This window comes from Clostridium muellerianum, assembly GCF_012926525.1.
GTDB lineage: Bacteria > Bacillota > Clostridia > Clostridiales > Clostridiaceae > Clostridium_AM > Clostridium_AM muellerianum.
In genome coordinates, this window is record NZ_JABBNI010000009.1 from 13,057 (window position 1) to 31,503 (window position 18,447).

The 18,447-nt window shown below is 32.3% G+C and carries 14 protein-coding genes and 1 other RNA gene; 5 read left to right on the forward strand and 10 right to left on the reverse strand.

Translation table 11 applies throughout. The features are described 5' to 3' along the window. The first annotated feature begins 85 nt into the window (after positions 1-85). From dpaL to arcC, 4 genes are all read left to right on the forward strand, one after another. Complete coding sequence (gene dpaL / locus HBE96_RS04260) at positions 86-1,294, forward strand: diaminopropionate ammonia-lyase (protein ID WP_169296523.1); 1,209 nt, start codon at positions 86-88, stop codon at positions 1,292-1,294. A gap of 55 nt (positions 1,295-1,349) precedes the next feature. Continuing rightward, complete coding sequence (locus tag HBE96_RS04265) at positions 1,350-2,654, forward strand: YgeY family selenium metabolism-linked hydrolase (RefSeq protein WP_169296524.1); 1,305 nt, start codon at positions 1,350-1,352, stop codon at positions 2,652-2,654. A gap of 133 nt (positions 2,655-2,787) precedes the next feature. Beyond that, positions 2,788-3,984, forward strand: coding sequence for a knotted carbamoyltransferase YgeW (ygeW, locus tag HBE96_RS04270; protein ID WP_169296525.1), 1,197 nt, complete (start codon positions 2,788-2,790; stop codon positions 3,982-3,984). A gap of 21 nt (positions 3,985-4,005) precedes the next feature. Then, positions 4,006-4,944 carry a carbamate kinase gene (gene arcC / locus HBE96_RS04275; protein ID WP_169296526.1) on the forward strand — a complete coding sequence of 313 codons (939 nt, stop codon included), beginning with the start codon at positions 4,006-4,008 and terminating at the stop codon, positions 4,942-4,944. 239 nt (positions 4,945-5,183) lie between these two features. Here the strand turns inward: arcC and HBE96_RS04280 are convergent, their stop codons facing one another. Both HBE96_RS04280 and hydA read right to left on the reverse strand, forming a co-directional pair. Then, positions 5,184-5,816 (reverse strand): helix-turn-helix transcriptional regulator, encoded by a 633-nt coding sequence (locus tag HBE96_RS04280; RefSeq protein WP_169296527.1) that lies wholly within the window; start codon positions 5,814-5,816, stop codon positions 5,184-5,186. Between the two features lie 154 nt (positions 5,817-5,970). After that, positions 5,971-7,353 (reverse strand): dihydropyrimidinase, encoded by a 1,383-nt coding sequence (gene hydA, locus HBE96_RS04285; RefSeq protein WP_169296528.1) that lies wholly within the window; start codon positions 7,351-7,353, stop codon positions 5,971-5,973. Between the two features lie 427 nt (positions 7,354-7,780). Here hydA and xdh point away from each other — a divergent pair, with 427 nt between their 5' ends. Beyond that, the gene (gene xdh / locus HBE96_RS04290; RefSeq protein WP_169296529.1) at positions 7,781-10,411 is read left to right on the forward strand and encodes a selenium-dependent xanthine dehydrogenase; all 2,631 of its coding nucleotides are present in this window, start codon (positions 7,781-7,783) and stop codon (positions 10,409-10,411) included. Positions 10,412-10,526: 115 nt separating this feature from the next. On the opposite strand, the gene HBE96_RS04295 is transcribed toward xdh, so the two are convergent. The 8 genes from HBE96_RS04295 to dnaG all read right to left on the reverse strand — a co-directional run bounded on the left by HBE96_RS04295 (position 10,527) and on the right by dnaG (position 18,425). After that, entirely contained in the window at positions 10,527-11,387 is an 861-nt protein-coding gene (locus tag HBE96_RS04295) for a YitT family protein (RefSeq protein ID WP_169296530.1), read from the reverse strand. 329 nt (positions 11,388-11,716) lie between these two features. Continuing rightward, positions 11,717-12,068: RNase P RNA component class A (gene rnpB / locus HBE96_RS04300), an RNA gene on the reverse strand. Between the two features lie 215 nt (positions 12,069-12,283). Beyond that, on the reverse strand, positions 12,284-13,006 hold the full coding sequence (locus tag HBE96_RS04305; protein ID WP_169296531.1) for a zinc ribbon domain-containing protein: 723 nt from the start codon (positions 13,004-13,006) through the stop codon (positions 12,284-12,286). Between the two features lie 76 nt (positions 13,007-13,082). After that, positions 13,083-13,898: a Nif3-like dinuclear metal center hexameric protein gene (locus HBE96_RS04310; RefSeq protein ID WP_169296532.1), complete on the reverse strand. Its 816-nt coding sequence runs from the start codon at positions 13,896-13,898 to the stop codon at positions 13,083-13,085. Further along, entirely contained in the window at positions 13,889-14,578 is a 690-nt protein-coding gene (locus HBE96_RS04315) for a tRNA (adenine(22)-N(1))-methyltransferase (RefSeq protein ID WP_169296533.1), read from the reverse strand. Before HBE96_RS04315 ends, HBE96_RS04310 begins: the two co-directional genes overlap by 10 nt. A 21-nt stretch (positions 14,579-14,599) precedes the next feature. After that, complete coding sequence (locus tag HBE96_RS04320; RefSeq protein ID WP_169296534.1) at positions 14,600-15,487, reverse strand: PH domain-containing protein; 888 nt, start codon at positions 15,485-15,487, stop codon at positions 14,600-14,602. 86 nt (positions 15,488-15,573) lie between these two features. Next, complete coding sequence (gene rpoD, locus HBE96_RS04325) at positions 15,574-16,638, reverse strand: RNA polymerase sigma factor RpoD (RefSeq protein ID WP_169296535.1); 1,065 nt, start codon at positions 16,636-16,638, stop codon at positions 15,574-15,576. A gap of 23 nt (positions 16,639-16,661) precedes the next feature. Further along, positions 16,662-18,425, reverse strand: coding sequence for a DNA primase (dnaG, locus tag HBE96_RS04330; protein WP_169296536.1), 1,764 nt, complete (start codon positions 18,423-18,425; stop codon positions 16,662-16,664). Between the last annotated feature and the right edge of the window lie 22 nt (positions 18,426-18,447).

An 18,447-nucleotide genomic window follows, 5' to 3' on the forward strand; every position in this document is an offset into this window, starting at 1 on the left:
TTAAGTCAAAACGATTACAAAACAAATTTAACAAAAATAAATTTAATAAAACATTTAGTTATACATAATTTCAAGGAGGTATCTTATGAATCAGGTAAAATGGGTAAAAAACACTATGCCACACACAGATGATAAACATTTAAAATTAATGGAGTTATCAGAGGTACAAACAGCAAGGAACTTTACTAAAACTATCCCTGGATATGAACCAACTCCTCTTGCAAATCTTAAAAATATGGCTAAACATTTAGGATTAAACAATGTATTTGTAAAAGATGAATCATATAGATTTGGTTTAAATGCATTTAAGGTTCTTGGCGGATCTTTTGCAATGACTCGTTATATTGCTTCAAAAACTGGAAGAAAAGTTTCCGAACTTGATTTTGAAACTCTTACATCTGATAAATTAAGAGAAGAATTTGGTCAAGCAACTTTCTATACTGCAACTGATGGAAATCACGGCAGAGGAGTTGCATGGGCAGCTAACAAATTAAAACAAAAAGCAGTTGTACTTATGCCAAAGGGTTCAACAGAAACTCGTTTCAATAATATAAAAGCATTAGGTGCAAAAGTAACAATAGAAGATGAAAATTATGATGAATGTGTACGTATGGCCGCAGCTTTAGCTGAAAAAACTCCAAATGGTGTAATTGTTCAAGATACTGCATGGGCTGGTTACGAAGAAATTCCATCATGGATTATGCAAGGTTATGGAACAATGGCTTCAGAAGCTGGAGAACAATTAGAAAGCGCAGGAGTTAAACGCCCTACACACATATTTGTACAAGCAGGTGTTGGATCTCTTGCAGGCGGCGTTGTAGGTTACTTTTCTAACAAATATGCAGACAATCCTCCAAAATTTGTAGTTGTAGAAGCTGATGTTGCAGCATGTCTATATAAAGGTGCCGTAGCAGGTACTGGAGAAGAAAAAATAGTAGATGGCGATATGCAAACAATTATGGCTGGCTTAGCTTGTGGAGAACCAAATACAATTTCTTGGGACATACTTAAAAATCACGTATCAGTTTTCGTTGCTGCTAGCGATCAAGTTACAGCAAATGGAATGAGAATGTTAAGTGCTCCATGTAAAGGAGATCCTCAAGTAGTATCTGGAGAATCCGGTGCAGTACCTTTCGGTGTTTTAGCTTCTATAATGACTAAACCTGAATTAGCTGACTTAAAAGCAGAATTAGATTTAAATGAAAATTCAAATGTACTTCTTTTCTCTACTGAAGGAGATACAGATCCAGAAAGATATAAAGAAATTGTTTGGGACGGCAAACAATACGATTAATTATAAAAAGAATTTATAAGAAGAAATTATAAATAAGAAAATGGAGGAATTAATTATGGATTATACTAAAATTAAAGAAAAAGCAGAGTCTTACAAACCAGCGATGACTAAATTTTTAAGGGACTTAGTAGCAATTCCAGGTGAAAGCTGCGGAGAAGAAGGCGTTATAAAAAGAATTGAAGCTGAAATGAAATCATTAGAATTTAACAAAGTTGAAATAGATCCTCAGGGAAACGTACTTGGATATATGGGTACAGGAAAAACTTTAGTTGGATATGATGCTCATATCGATACTGTTGGTATAGGCGAATTATCAAACTGGACTTTCGATCCTTATAAAGGATTTGAAACTGAAGAAGAAATCGGCGGAAGAGGTACATCAGATCAATTAGGAGGTATCGTATCTGCTGTATACGGTGCTAGAATAATGAAAGACCTTAACCTATTAAGTGACAAATATACTGTACTTGTAACAGGAACAGTACAAGAAGAAGACTGTGATGGAAACTGCTGGCTTTATATTATAAATAAAGATAAAGTAAAACCTGAATTTGTAGTAAGTACAGAACCAACTGATGGCGGTATCTACAGAGGTCAAAGAGGACGTATGGAAATCCGTGTTGATGTTAAAGGTGTTTCATGTCATGGTTCAGCTCCAGAAAGAGGAGATAACGCAATCTACAAAATGTGTGAAATATTAATGAACGTAAGAGACCTTAACGAAAATGATGCTGCTGATAACACAGAAATTAAAGGTCTAGTAAAAATGTTAGATAAAAAATTCAATCCAGAATACAAAGAAGCTCAATTCTTAGGACGTGGTACTGTAACTACATCTCAAATATTCTTTACTTCACCAAGCCGTTGTGCAGTAGCTGACTCTTGTTCAATTTCATTAGACCGTCGTATGACATCTGGTGAAACTTGGGAAAGCTGTTTAGATGAAATCCGTGCACTTCCAGCTGTTAAAAAATATAATGCAACAGTAAGTATGTATGAATATGATAGACCAAGCTGGACTGGAGTTTCTTATCCACAAGAATGCTACTTCCCTACATGGGTTATTCCAGAAGATCATGCTGTAACAAAAGCAATGGAAGAAGCATATACTAATCTTTATGAAAAAACAAGAAGCGGCTCTAAAGAAACAGATGCAATGAGAAAAGCTCGTCCACTTACTGATAAATGGACATTCTCAACAAACGGTGTTGCTATAATGGGTCGTCATGGAATACCTGTTATAGGATTCGGACCTGGTGCAGAAGCTCAAGCACATGCTCCAAACGAAAAAACATGGAAAGATGATTTAGTAAAATGTGCTGCTGTTTATGCTGCATTACCAAATTTATATTGTAAATAATGATTAATCTATATTAATTGTTCTTTTAAAAAATGTCCAACCTAAAACACTTATAAATAAATACTTTCCTTAGGTTGGATATTTTTTACTTAATAATGAAAATTAAAATTTTAAAATAAAGGGAGTTTTAACTATGGAAAAAAATTTAAACTATTATATTGAAAAATTAAACAAATTAAATTTTAAAGAAATGTATAACAATGATTTCTTCTTAACATGGGAAAAATCAGATGATGAATTAGAAGCAGTATTTACAATTGCTGACGCCCTTCGTTATATGAGAGAAAACAACATTTCTACTAAAGTTTTTGAAAGCGGACTTGGAATTTCATTATTCCGTGATAACTCAACTCGTACTCGTTTCAGCTTTGCATCTGCTTGTAACCTTTTAGGCCTTGAAGTTCAAGACTTAGATGAAGGTAAATCTCAAGTAGCTCACGGAGAAACAGTTCGTGAAACTGCAAACATGATCTCATTCATGGCAGACATAATCGGTATTCGTGATGACATGTACATAGGAAAAGGAAATGCTTACATGCACGAAGTTTCAAATGCTGTAAAACAAGGAAACGAAGATGGCATATTAGAACAAAGACCTACATTAGTTAACCTTCAATGTGATATAGATCATCCAACACAAGCTATGGCTGATATGCTTCACATTATCCACGAATTTGGTGGTGTAGAAAACCTTAAAGGAAAGAAAATCGCTATGACATGGGCTTATTCTCCTTCATACGGAAAACCATTATCAGTACCTCAAGGTGTTATTGGTTTAATGACTCGTATGGGAATGGACGTAGTTCTTGCTCATCCAGAAGGATATGAAGTTATGTCCGATGTAGAAGAAGTTGCTAAGAAAAATGCTGCTAAATCAGGTGGTTCTTTCACAAAAACAAACGATATGGCTGAAGCATTCAAAGATGCTGATATAGTTTATCCAAAGAGCTGGGCACCATTTGTAGCAATGGAAAAACGTACTAACTTATATGGCGAAGGCGACACTGAAGGAATAAAAGCTCTTGAAAAAGAATTACTTGCACAAAATGCACAACATAAAGATTGGGCTTGTACAGAAGATATGATGAAACTTACTAAAGACGGAAAAGCTCTTTATTTACACTGTCTTCCAGCTGACATTACTGGTGTAAGCTGTGAAGCTGGTGAAGTTGATGCTAGCGTATTTGATCGTTATCGTACACCACTTTACAAAGAAGCAAGCTTCAAACCATATATAATAGCTGCTATGATTTTCTTAAGCAAATTCAAAAACCCACAGGAAACTTTAAAAACATTAGAAAAAGCTTCTAAAAAAAGAAAAATGGATTAATTAAAGGAGTGAACAATTGCCATGAAAAAAAGAATTGTTATTGCTTTGGGCGGAAACGCCCTTGGTAGCAATCTACCTGAGCAAATGATCGCAGTTAAAAATACATCAAAAGCAATTGCTGATTTAATAGAAGAAGGCCATGAAGTTGTTATTTCACACGGAAATGGACCTCAAGTTGGAATGATCAATAATGCTATGGATATGTTTGGACGTTCAGACCCAAAGCATCCAACATTCACTCCACTATCAGTATGTGTTGCTATGAGCCAAGCATACATAGGCTACGATCTACAGAATGCTTTAAAAGAAGAACTTATTAATCGTGGTATAAAAAAATCTGTTACTACAGTAATTACTCAAGTTCGTGTAGATGAAGATGATCCTAAATTTAAGAATCCTACAAAGCCAATTGGTCCTTTCATGGATGAAGAAGGCAAGAAACTTGCAGAAGCAAAGGGTCTTACTGTAGTTGAAGATTCTGGAAGAGGATACAGAAGAGTAGTAGCTTCTCCCCTTCCTAAAGAAATCATTGAAATAGATACTGTAAAGAATCTATTAAGTTCAGGTGAAGTAGTCATTACCTGTGGAGGTGGTGGTATACCTGTTATTAGACAAGGAAACCATCTAAAAGGTGTAGGAGCTGTAATTGATAAAGATTTTGCAAGCAGTCTACTCGCAAAAGAAATTAATGCTGATTTCTTAATTATACTAACTGCTGTAGAAAAAGTTGCAATTAATTTCAAAACTCCTAATGAAAAATGGCTTGATAACATTACAGTAGAAGAAGCAAGAAAGTACATGGACGAAGGTCATTTTGCTCCTGGATCTATGCTTCCTAAAGTACAAGCTGCAGTTGATTTCGCAGCTTCTGGAGACAATCACACAGCGTTAATCACTCTTCTTGAAAAAGCAAAGGATGGAATTAACGGTAAAACAGGAACATTCATCAAAAATAAATAAACTTAAATTAATATTTGTAAAAAAAACTGATCCTAAACTGATTGTTAGTTTAGGATCAGTCTTCGTTTGCATTTATTGTATAACAAACATGACTTCTTATTTAATTTAAGTATTCTAAAAAGAGGCTGTCCCATTAAGAATAAATTCTACACCATATTGTATTAATAATTGATTCATAATACAATATGTTACATGTAAATTTCTTAACGCCACAGCCTCTATTATTTAAATTATTTTCTTTATTCTAGTTCTTTGTCCAGATAACTATACATTGTATATTTAGATATACCAAAATAATTTGATATTTTATCTCCAGACTTTGTGATTAGAAATGCACCATGCTCATTCAAAAATTGAATAGCTTTGATTTTATCTTCCCTTGTCATATATTTGACAGGACGTCCAATAAGTTTTACAGCTCGCCTAATTAAATCATCCAACAAATTATTTACATCATGGTAAATATGAGTTGATTCGTCATTTTCTAAAGGCTCTACACTAATAAGAGATTTTACTTCTTTCTGAAAAGCAACCATAGGAGATATATCATAATTAATACCAAAAATACCGTTAATCTCGCCATTTTCATCTCTTATATATATAGTACTTGATTTTATCATCTTGCCGTCCACTTCTGTTAAATAGCAAAGCTGGTCCTCAATTTCTTCAGGCTTTTTAGTTAAAGTATCAAGTACTACCATTGATGGGCCATCTCCTACATTTCTATCTGATACATGCCCATTTTCTATAGCAACAATTGAACTATCTAGAGAAGCTTTATTTAAATCATGTATAACTATTTCACAATTATCACCAAATTGCTTTGCTAAAGCCTTTGCAAGACGTGTTAAAAAGTCCATCTTCAAATCCATAAAAACACCCTCTTAAATTTATTAGTTATGCTTTATATAATATAAAAATACACATAAATATTCAAGAAAAACATGACAAATAATTATATAACTCTTATTATCATTCATTTACATATTACTTGATAATCAGCACTATATTAAACAACTATTAGCTTTAAAAATTTGGACATATTCTATTTATAAATTTCCCGTCACCTTTACTTCCAAGGAACTTTCCATGATCAACAATAACACTACCTCTTTGCATAACCATTTCAATTTCACCCTTATAGTGATATCCTTCGTAAAGACTATATCCTGCATTTCCATGAAGTAAATCTTCTTTGATTACGCCTGACTTTTCCATGTCAATCAATATAAGATCTGCATCTGCTCCTGGCTGAATAGTACCTTTCTTTGGGTATAATCCCATAATCTTTGCAGGATTACATGAAGCAATTTCCACAAAGTGCTGAATACTTATTCTATTTTTTATAACTCCTTCTGTAAAGAGCACTCTTACTCTTTCCTCTACTCCAGGACCACCATTTGGACAATGTGTAAAATCATTTAATCCATACTCAACCTTATCCTTAAAATAGAAAGGACAGTGGTCTGTTGCTATTACTTGTACAATTCCATCTTGAATTGCTTTCCATAAGGCATCGCAATCTTTCTTTTTTCTCAAAGGAGGCGACATTACATATTTTAATCCTTCTCCTTCTGGAAGAAGATACTTATCGTCTGTAAGCATCAAGTACTGAATACATGTTTCTACAAAAATATTCTTAGCTCCGTTTTCCTTTGCTTTTCTTACCTCATTAAGACTTTCCTCTGTAGAGATATGTACAAGATATAAGTTAGGATAATCTGCCATTGCTGAAATGTGAATTAGTCGTGCAACTGCCTCTGCTTCCGTATGTGACGGCCTGCTTAAAGCATGATATTTTGCCTGAGTCTTTCCCTGCTCTACAAAACTTCTTTTTAGGTACTCAATAACTTCATGATTCTCCGCATGAACTGTAAGTACTCCTCCAACCTTTTTTACAGTTTTCATAACCTGAAGAAGTTCATCATCTGACAATCTAGAATCATAAGTCATATATGCCTTAAAACTAGGAATTCCTCCCTTCATAAGCTTCTCCATCTCTAAGAGAATATCTTTATCAACATGCTGTAAAACTCCATGAAAACTGTAGTCAATTACCGAATTAGAATCCGCCAATCCGTGATAAACATCTAATTGATGCTGAAGTGTGCATTCTTTAGGACCAAAAGCAATATGATCTACAATAGTTGTTGTCCCTCCACAAGCAGCTGCAATAGATCCATTGTAGAAATCATCCACTGCCCTAAGTGCTCCAGATTGAAGATCCATGTGTGTATGCACATCAATAGGACCCGGAAGCACATATTTGTTAGAAGCATCTATAGTAACCGCCTCTTTATCCTCAAACCCGACGCCCATTGCACTAATAATGCCATCTTCGACGAGCAGGTCGCATTTCATAACACCCTCTGTATTCACAATAAATCCATTTTTAATTATTTTCTTCATCTTTTACCTCCCGCCCAGCCAAAGCTGATCTCAGGCTGTTTAACGTTTTCATTTCTATATTATATAACAATTACTTTTTTCACGCAACCACTTATACTGCTAAATCCGGAGAAAATCAAAAAAAATTTTTGGTAGAAAGAAAAAAAATTTGATTTTTTATTGATATAAAATTTTCAACATGATAAAATGATGTTATAAGAATAATTTTTTACAATATAATGTATTAAAAAACAAAATTTAAAATCTTACTTAGCTGCAAGTTACAGCATTTTTTTATCCAATTTAGTTAAACGGTTTCAGCTTGTTTTAATAAAAAACTTATATATATATCTTTAACAAACTCATTTCATTCTTTTAAATTAACGTTAGGAAAAATGTTAGGCCCTGGAAAGTTTTCTGAAAGCTAAAACTAGGAGGTATCTTTGAAATGTTCAAAGTAAATGTAAACGATATTGATTATCAATGTGATAAGGATATGGCATTAATGGATTTTCTTCGTGAAGATCTAAAAATAACATCAGTAAAAAATGGATGCAAGGAAGGTGCTTGTGGAACTTGTACGGTCATTGTTGATGGAAAAACAACTCGTGCTTGTATACAAAAACTTTCTAAGCTAGAAGGTAAAAAGGTGCAAACTATAGAAGGGTTTACTCAAAGAGAAAGGGATGTATTTACTTATGCATTTGCAGCTGCAGGTGCAGTTCAATGTGGATTCTGCATTCCTGGTATGGTTATATGTGGTAAATGCTTAATAGATCAAAATCCGAATCCTACAAAAGAGGATGTAAAAAAATCTATACGTACTAATATTTGTAGATGTACCGGTTATGCCAAGATTGAAGAAGGAATTCTTTTAGCTGCAAAAATCTTAAGAGAAAACACTGAAGTACCAAAATTAAAACAAACTGGTAAAGTTGGTGAAAGAGTTTGTCGTGTAGATGCTCCTGCAAAAACACTAGGAACAGCAAAATATGCAGATGATTTTAGTTTTGAAGACATGCTTTATGGAAAAAATGTTTTTAGCAAGTACGCTCATGCAAAAGTATTATCTATTGATATAAGCAATGCTCTTAAAATGCCCGGAGTTGTTGCAATATATACAGCAAAGGATATACCTGGCAAAAGATATATTGGTCATCTAGCGCAGGATTGGCCAGGCATGATTGATGTAGGAGAAGAAACAAAATGTATCGGAGATACCGTTGCAATGGTTGTGGCTGAAACTAGAGAACAAGCAGTGGAAGCCGTAAAGGCTGTAGAAGTAAAATATGAAGAATTAAAGCCAATTTGTACTCCTGAAGAAGCTGCTGCACCAGATGCTCACCAAATACATGGTGAAGGTTTTATGCATTTTGGAAAGTTTAGAATTCCAGAAAACAATCTATTTGATCATGAAGAAGTAAAACGAGGAGATGCGGAAACTGCGCTTGCAAATTCTAAATTTGTAGTAGAAGGTACTTTTGAACTTCCACCAACTGAACATGCTTTCATGGAACCAGAAACTGCAATTGGCTTACCTAATGGAGATGGTGTTAAGGTTATTACAGGAGCACAAGGTATCTACGATGAATACCATGAACTTAGTAATTACCTAGGTATTCCACAAGAAAAAATAAGAATTCAAAGTGCTACTGTTGGAGGTGGGTTTGGTGGTAAGGAAGATATGAGTGTACAGCATCAAGCTGCACTTTGCGCTTATTTAACTAAGAGACCAGTAAAAGTATCTTTTACCCGTCAAGAAAGCATCAACTATCATCCAAAACGCCATGCAATGAAGATCTACTGTAAAATCGGCTGTGATGAAAACGGTATCCTACAAGGAATGAAGGCAAGAATCACCTCTGATACAGGTGCTTATGCTTCTCTTGGTGGTCCAGTACTTCAAAGAGCATGTACACATGCTGGCGGTCCTTACAATTATCAAAATGTAGATATTGAAGGAAATGCTTACTATACCAATAACCCACCAGCTGGTGCATTTCGTGGTTTTGGAGTAACTCAATCTTGTGCAGTAGTAGAAGCTCTTATTGGTCAGTTAGCAGCAAAGGCTGGTCTTTCAGGATGGGAATTCCGTTATCGTAATGCCATTAGACCAGGGCAATCATTACCTAATGGTCAAATAGCAGATGAAGGTACTGCTATGTTAGAAACTTTAGAAGCAGTAAAAGAAGATTTTGAAAAATATGAAGCAGATCCAAATTACTATGTAGGTATTGCTTCTGCTATGAAAAATGCAGGTGTTGGAGTAGGTGTTCCTGATATAGGACGATGCAACTTAACAATAATAGATGGTAAAGTTCATGCTAGATCTTCTGCTGGTGCAATTGGCCAGGGAATACAAACCGTATTGCTTCAAATAATCTGTGAAACAACAGGATTAACACCAGAACAAATTGTTGTGGAGCATCCTGATACAAAATATACACCTGACTCAGGTACAACAACAGCATCCCGTCAAACTACATTTGCTGGAGAAGCAGCACATCAATCATCACTAAAATTGAAGGCTGATTTAGATGCTGGATGTACATTAGAAAGTTTAAAGGGTAATGAATATATTGGAGAATTTGATTTTAAAACAGACCCAATTGGTTCTCCAAAACCAAACCCTGTAAGTCATATTGCTTATGGATATGCAACTCAACTTTTTGTTATAGATAAAGAAGGAAAAGTGGTAAAAGTTATTGCAGCTCATGATGTTGGAAGAGCAATTAATCCTCTTTCTGCTACAGGTCAGATAGAAGGCGGGGTAGCCATGGGACTTGGATATGGATTAACAGAAGACTTCCCACTTAAAAATGGTGTTCCTCAAGTAAAACTTGGTACATTAGGTATCTTTAAATCAACACAAATGCCACCTATAGAAACACACTTAGTTGAAAAAAATACTTCTAGTATTGCATTCGGCGCTAAAGGTGTTGGTGAAATTGTATGTGTTATGGGTGCACCTGCATTGCAAAATGCCTACTATAAAAAAGATGGTATCTTCAGATGTAAACTTCCTTTAGAAAATACCTATTATAGAAAACCAAAGCCTAATAAAACTGTGACAAAATAAATACCTATAAATTTTTATAAATAAAAACCATACATATGTAGAAATTTATTTTTCTACTTAATGTATGGTTTTGATTTTATGTAAATTTTTCATGTATATCCTTCAACAGAGCTTTTTATAAAGTTTTCGTAAAACCTCTACCATGGATTTCAGAAGCATCTAAAATAGATATAAACGCCTTATTATCAATATCAATTACTATCCTTTTAAGCTCTGGTAACTGAGGCGATGGTACAATACAATAAAGTATTTTCTTATGATCTTTAGTATAAGCCCCTTCTCCATATAAATATGTAACTCCTCTACCAAGTTTTTTTAGTATAACCCCAGATATCTCTTCTTCTTTTTCAGTAATTATAAAGATAGTCTTTGTTCTATTTAATCCCTTTATTACATAATCAATAACAGAAGTAGTTGTATACATTGCTATAAGTGTATATAAAGCACTAGGTAATCCGAACACCATTGCACCAAAACATACTATTACTAAATTTATACCAAAGGATATTTTACCTAGATCAAGATTAGAATACTTCTTTTTAATCAAAATACAAATAATATCAAATCCGCCAAGAGAACTGTTATGTGCAAATACAATTCCTCCTCCGATTCCATTGATAACACCACCATATAAACAATAAAGAAGTTCATCGTTTATTTGAAGAATATTGGATATAGGTCTAGTTAATATTAATGACAGAGAAAAAGTCACTATTCCTACTAGTGAATATATCGTAAACTTCCTGTTCATACTTTTCATACTTATTATAAATAAGGGAACATTTAAAAGAAATATCATATATCCTGCTGGAACTTTAAGCAAATATTGAAATATTAATGCTAAACCAGTAACTCCTCCACCTAATAATTTAGCCTTAACTAAAAACATATTTACTGCAACTGAACACAGAATACCTCCGACAATTGTAAATAAAATATCTATAATATTTTCTTTTTTTAAAAAACCTCCACTCATACTCTTACGATAAGTTGAAAAGTGTATTACAGATACACAAATCCACTAAATCTTCACTTCCTTTCTTATATTTTTCCTATAAAAATGTTAAATAACTCTTGAATTATATAGCTATCATACTTATAAGAATCAAATAATTAAATACTTTAGTAGTAAAATACAATGGTTATATAATTTAGTTAGAATTAAAATTCGATTTAAAATTTAGGGAAGTAGTCTTCTTGAAATGAAAATAATATCAAAAAAGTCACCGAACTACTTAATATACTATAATAGTAAAAAGTGTTATAAAAAAACAAAAACACCAAGCATAAAGCTAGTGTTTTAAATATGTGACCAAGTCTATAAGCCGAGTTCTGTATTAGACAATCATCTATCTAGGCCTATCATTACTAATAGGCTCCAGCGATACTACCCGGAGGCGGGACGGACCACCCCTTATATGCCTCCCTATTCGATCTTGCTCCAGATGGGGTTTACATAGCCGCAAAGTCGCCAATGCGCTGGTGAGCTCTTACCTCGCCTTTCCACCCTTACCATGTGTGAAAACACACATGGCGGTATATCTCTGTTGCACTTTCCTTCAAGTCGCCCTGACTGGGTATTACCCAGCACCCTGTCCTATGGAGCTCGGACTTTCCTCTCCTGTATTCCTACAGCAGCGATTGTCTGGCTTACTCACGAATATTATAATAACACACATAAATTAAAATTACAAATAAAAATTTAAACATACATTAAAAACTTTTCTTTTAATGGTACATAAAGGAATTTAACTATTCAAAAATATGCTATACGCAATGCGCTAAGAAGAAACGTTAATCTGTGTTTCTGCACAACATATATCAGCCGGAATACAGCTTAACGTTTCTTCGGTTACTCACAGTTGCTTCGCATTATTTTTTTGAGTCTGCATTACAATAAATTATCCTTCCGCAGTTATCGCAATATACTATTTTCTCTTCTCTTTTTACACTATCTATAGTCATAGATGAAACCTTTACCCTACATCCTAAACATACATGATCTTTTAATTCTGCCGCACCTGTACCTTTTGAACTGCTTATCTTATTAAAAATTTCTAAAATATCTTCTGGAATAAGTTTTTCCATTGATTTAATATTCTCTTCTGCTTTTCTCAAATTTTCTTTTGCCACATTAATTTTTTCACTTTCTGTACTTTTATATGTGTAAAAATCATTTTTTAAGTTAGAAAGTTTAATCCTTAAGTTTTCTTTTTCCGCGCACAATTTTTCTTCTACTTCTAATAACTTTAAGCCCTCATTATCTAATGATTCTAAGCCATCCTTCTTTGTATCAAACTGTTTCTGTAATACATCTATTAATTTCAAATCACTTCCTGCATCATTATAAAGTTCAAATTTAATTTTTTCTAACTCTTTTTTATCATTATTAATATTGTTATTTACAGTTTGATATTTCTCTCTTACTTTTGTTATTTCATCTTCTTTATTTTTAAATTGAACCTTAGCTAAATCAAATTCTTTCTTAAGATTTTTCAAATTATTAGTATATTGGCTGTTTTTAATTGTATTACTACACTCCAAAATAACCTTTTTATTTTCCTGAATTTCAATAAGCTGTTGTAATAAACTCATTTTTTGCCTCCTATTTAATAAATTGGTAGAATGGTTTTAAAATAAAAATAGAAATGAGCACATTAAATACCCACTTCTATTTACATTTATAAGGATTTTTATTAGACTCTGACATAAAAACAGAATTTTTGTAACCCTTAAGCTCTATTTGATTTTTAAAGTATTCAGCTAATACCAATACAGCAGGCCATTCTGTATCAAAATGCCCAGCATCAATAACAGCTATATTTTCTTCTTTAAAATCACTAACATAATGATATGTAGTGTCACCTGTAATTATACAATCTGCACCTAATTTCTTAGCTTCGTTAAAATAGCTTTGTCCACTGCCATTTATAACTGCAACTTTTTTTATTTTTTTATTTTCATTCCCTGCATATCTTATAAAAGGAGCATTTAAGCATTTCTTCACTCTACTGCACATTTCATCAAGTGTAATAGCTTCTTTTAGCGCTGCAATTCTTCCTATACCTGAAACCTTATCATCTTCTGACCTTCTTTTAGAAAGTTCAATAGTATTATAGTCATGAAAATTTAAAAGCTGCATTATAGTATCATTAACGCCTCCCTTTATAGAATCAAGGTTAGTGTGACTTGAATAAACATTTATATCATTTTTTATGAGTTCTATAATTTTTTTCCCTAATAGTGTATCCTTAGTTATATTCATCGGTTTTTTAAAAATCAATGGATGATGGGTTAATATAAAATTACATTCTTTTTCTTTTGCTTCGTTAATAACATCTAAAGTGCAGTCTAATGCCACAAGTATAGATGTTACTTCACATTCCATATCCCCTACCATAAGACCCACATTATCATAATCCTCTTTGAATTTTGATGGGGCGTATTGTTCTATTATTCTATCAATATCCTTTACCTTTAAAGACATTTTAGCAGCTCCTCTAGCTTTTGGATTTTGATTTTAATATCGACTTTTCTATCGTTAGCTAATTTTGTATCATCTTTTATATTATTTAATATTTTATTATATTTTGCCATCTTAAATTTTATAAATTCAGATACAAGTGGATGTTTTTTATCTATTAATGCTTTACCTACTTCGTAAAAAATGCTATCAATTTTTCCAACTTTATTGTCATATTTTATTTTTATTATCTCATAAAATTTATTTTCGTCAATACATAATTCCTCATCAATAATATTATATCCACTTTTATATATATATTCTCTTAGAATTTCAGGATTTTGTACTGGCTGAAGTATTGAAAATTCACACTCTTTAAAAACATCTAACCCTTCTTCTATAATGTCTCTAATTAAGTTTCCTCCCATTCCGGCAATAATAATTCCCTGAACTTCATGAGCTTTTATAGTATTTAACCCTGGTCCTAATCTACACTCTATTTTATCCTGTAAATCTTCTAGAATTACATTTAAGTTAGCTTTTTTCACCGGTCCCTTATTTATATCAGAAGCAATAACCTTGCTGCAGGTGCCACTTTTTATTAATTCTATAGGTACATAACCATGATCTGTACCTATATCAGCAGTACAATTACATCTATCTACCATACTTGCTATTGTTTTAAGTCTTAAACTTAGTTCCATTATATATGCTCTCCATTCTATTTATCTAAATGTAAGTAAAATTCTAGTCTGCATAATAAGAAAAATTAATGATAAAATTAAAGGTACATAAATAAACTTATATGCAGATTTTTTATCATATCTAGCACAAAGGTACCCTGCATTATACATACAAAATAATACTGCCATGTTAAGTAAACCATAAACCATTTGTTTAAATGCAAACTGTTTCGCTGTGCCAAATTTTATAGCTACAAATTGTGAATTAAAGTTTAAAGGCATCATTGCCGGAAGCTTATTTAAAAAATATAATGCTATTGGATTCAAAGTAATGATAAGAACTAATATTGCTACTATACTAAATGGAATGAAAAATTTTTTATCCTTGTACAAATTCACGTTTTTATTTATCCTGTATTCCCAATTTATACAGTTTATATTGTTGTTATTTAAATTTCTTTCAAATTCATGTAAATCTTCAGGAGATAATCCGTAGTTTATATCATCTGTTTTTAAATAAATTATATTTTTAGTTGAAGTAATAAACATATACGTACTACCTATCTTTTCAATTACTGCTCTTCCAATACCAAAATGATTCTTACCATATCCTGAAAGTTTAATACCTCTTATATGACCCTCAGCTTTTTGATATCCTTGTATGGATTCAAAAGGTATTTTTATATTTTTAAGTTTTAGCGCACTTGAAATATATACATTTTCCTCATCCATAGAATACTTTAAAGAACTACATATCAATATATAATATAATTGATAGATATTAAAAACCAAAATAGCAATTCTAAATATAGTCAGTACTTCGTATGAATTTACCAAAAACAGCAGCGCTACCAGTAATGCATCATACAATATAGTTATACCTAAAATATGATATACTCCAGTTCCTTTAATTGATTTATAAACTTGCACTTCATCACCTCTCTATATATTATAACATAATTTTTCAAAGTATACCGAGGTTTAGCATATGACAAAAGCACCTATATTAGGGTGCTTTAATCTAAATAATCCTTTAATTTTTTACTTCTACTTGGATGCCTTAATTTTCTTAAAGCTTTTGCTTCTATTTGTCTTATTCTTTCTCTTGTTACATTGAATTCTTTTCCAACTTCCTCAAGAGTTCTAGCTCTTCCATCATCCAAACCAAATCTAAGTCTTAATACTTTTTCTTCTCTTGGTGTTAAAGTATCAAGAACATTTATAAGCTGCTCTTTAAGCATAGTAAATGCTGCTGCTTCTGCTGGTGCTGGTGCTTCATCATCAGGGATAAAATCACCAAGATGACTGTCTTCTTCTTCACCTATTGGAGTTTCTAAGGATACTGGTTCCTGTGCTATTTTCATTATTTCTCTTACTTTATCTACAGGCATTTCCATAATTTTAGCTACTTCCTCTGGTTGAGGTTCTCTTCCTAGTTCTTGAAGTAACTGTCTTGAAACCCTTACTAATTTATTAATAGTTTCAACCATATGTACAGGTATTCTTATAGTTCTTGCTTGATCCGCTATAGCTCTTGTAATTGCCTGCCTTATCCACCAAGTTGCATAGGTACTAAATTTATATCCTTTTCTATAGTCAAACTTTTCTACTGCTTTTATAAGTCCAAGGTTACCTTCCTGTATTAAATCTAAGAAAAGCATACCTCTTCCTACATATCTTTTAGCAATACTAACAACAAGTCTTAAATTAGCTTCTGCTAATTTCTTTTTAGCCATTTGTTCGCCGTTCTCTATCCTCTGGGCTAAATTTATTTCTTCTTCTGATGAAAGTAAAGGTACTTTACCTATTTCCTTCAAATACATCCTTACTGGATCATCTATAGCTATACCTTCTGGAACAGATAAGTCTAAATCTTTTTCATCTACTTCAGCTTCCTGCATATCGCCTGCAACTTCAATCCCCATAGATTCAAGAACTTCATATATTTTTTCTATCTGTTCAGGACTTAAATCTACTTCATCCAATTCATCCATTATTTCCTTGTAAGTTAAAGTGCCTGATTTTTTACCTTTTTCTATAAGTTTTTTAACTATTTGCATCTTTGCACTTTTATCTTTCATCTTTTTTCCTCCATCAGTCATCACTACATACCACCAATCTTTTTTTGTATTTGTATAAGCTCTTGAGCTAATTTTAAAGATTCTTCAAGTTTTCCATCTATCTCATATTGCTTTATTCTATTTATTATTTGTCTTTTAGAGTCTTCTAATCTGAACCTTTCAATTCCTTTTATATAGTCATCAACTATATTTTTATATTCAGCATTATTATATATAAATTCCGTATTTGCAATGGTTACCCATTCCTTTGAAGTATCTATATCATCACATTTTAATTCTATGCGTTTTTCTCTTTCTGCTTCTTCATACTGCATACTTTGAGCAATATAATCATATATTTTTCTATGACTTTCTAATATTAAATCTTGTTTTTGTATATTTCCCGTTACATATTCAAATGCTTCCAAATTCTTAACCATGACTTTTAAAAGTCCTCTTTCTGCTTTTAAATATGCAGGTTCTAAATATAATTTTTGTCCAAAATCATTATCTATATTCATATTTTCTGATTTTTTTACATTTTTTTGAATTTTGCTGTTAATCATGTCATATAAAGCTTGATCTCTAATCCCTGTTTCTTCCGATAACTTTTTAATATATATTTCTTTTTCTATAGCATCTAAATCGGATATGATTTCGAGAGCTTGTTCTGCATACTTAATAACCCCTTCTGAATTATTAAAGTTAACACTGTCTTTAATTTTTTTTATCCTATAGTCTACCAACGGAAAGGCTTCTTTTATAAGTTTCATAAAAGCTTCTTTTCCATTATTTCTTATGAATTCATCTGGGTCTTTTCCCTCTGGAACTGTTAATACTCTAACATCAAGGCCTACACTTTTTAATATTTCAAGACCTCTCATTGTAGCCATCTGTCCTGCACTATCAGCATCATATGATATTATCGCTTTATCTGCATATTTCTTTATTAGTTTTGCCTGATTTATTGTTAAAGCTGTTCCTAAAGAAGCCACTGCATTAGTTATTCCATATTGGTGCAGTGATATACAATCCATATAACCTTCAACTATAATTAACATTCCTTCTTTATTGTTTTTTACAGCAAAGTTTAGTCCATAAAGATTTACTCCCTTTTTAAATAGAGCAGTTTCTGGTGAATTTAAATACTTGGGCTTGGAATCATCCATAACTCTGCCCCCAAATCCAATAACTCTACCTCTATAATCAAAAACTGGGAAAATAATTCTATTTCTGAACCTATCATAATGAGAACCTTTTTGACTTTTAATTATAAGTCCATCTGAAATCATATCCAGCTCACTATATCCTTTGCCTTTTAAGTGATTTAACAATCCATTCCAACTGTTAGTTGAATATCCAAGTCCAAAACTTCTTATAGTTTTTTCTGTTATACCCCTATTTAGCAAATATTGCTTTGCACTATTATTTTCCCTTAAACAATTAAAAAAATATCTTGCAGAATCTACATTAAGTTTGTATAATTGTTTAAAAACATCTTTACGTGTATTATTTTCATCCGTTTCAATATTTATATTCGCCCTATCTGCTAATAACCTTACTGCTTCAGGAAATGTAAGATTTTTTGTCTTCATAACAAAGGTTATTACATTACCCGCCTCTCCACATCCAAAGCATTTATATATTTGCTTATCCACAGATACACTAAAGGATGGGGTTTTTTCATGATGAAAAGGACATAATCCTGAATAATTTCTACCTGCCCTTTTTAACTTTACACTTTCAGATATAACATCCACTATATCATTTTCTTCTTTTACCCTTTGGATGACATCTTCAGATATCAATAAATCCTACCACCCATCTTAT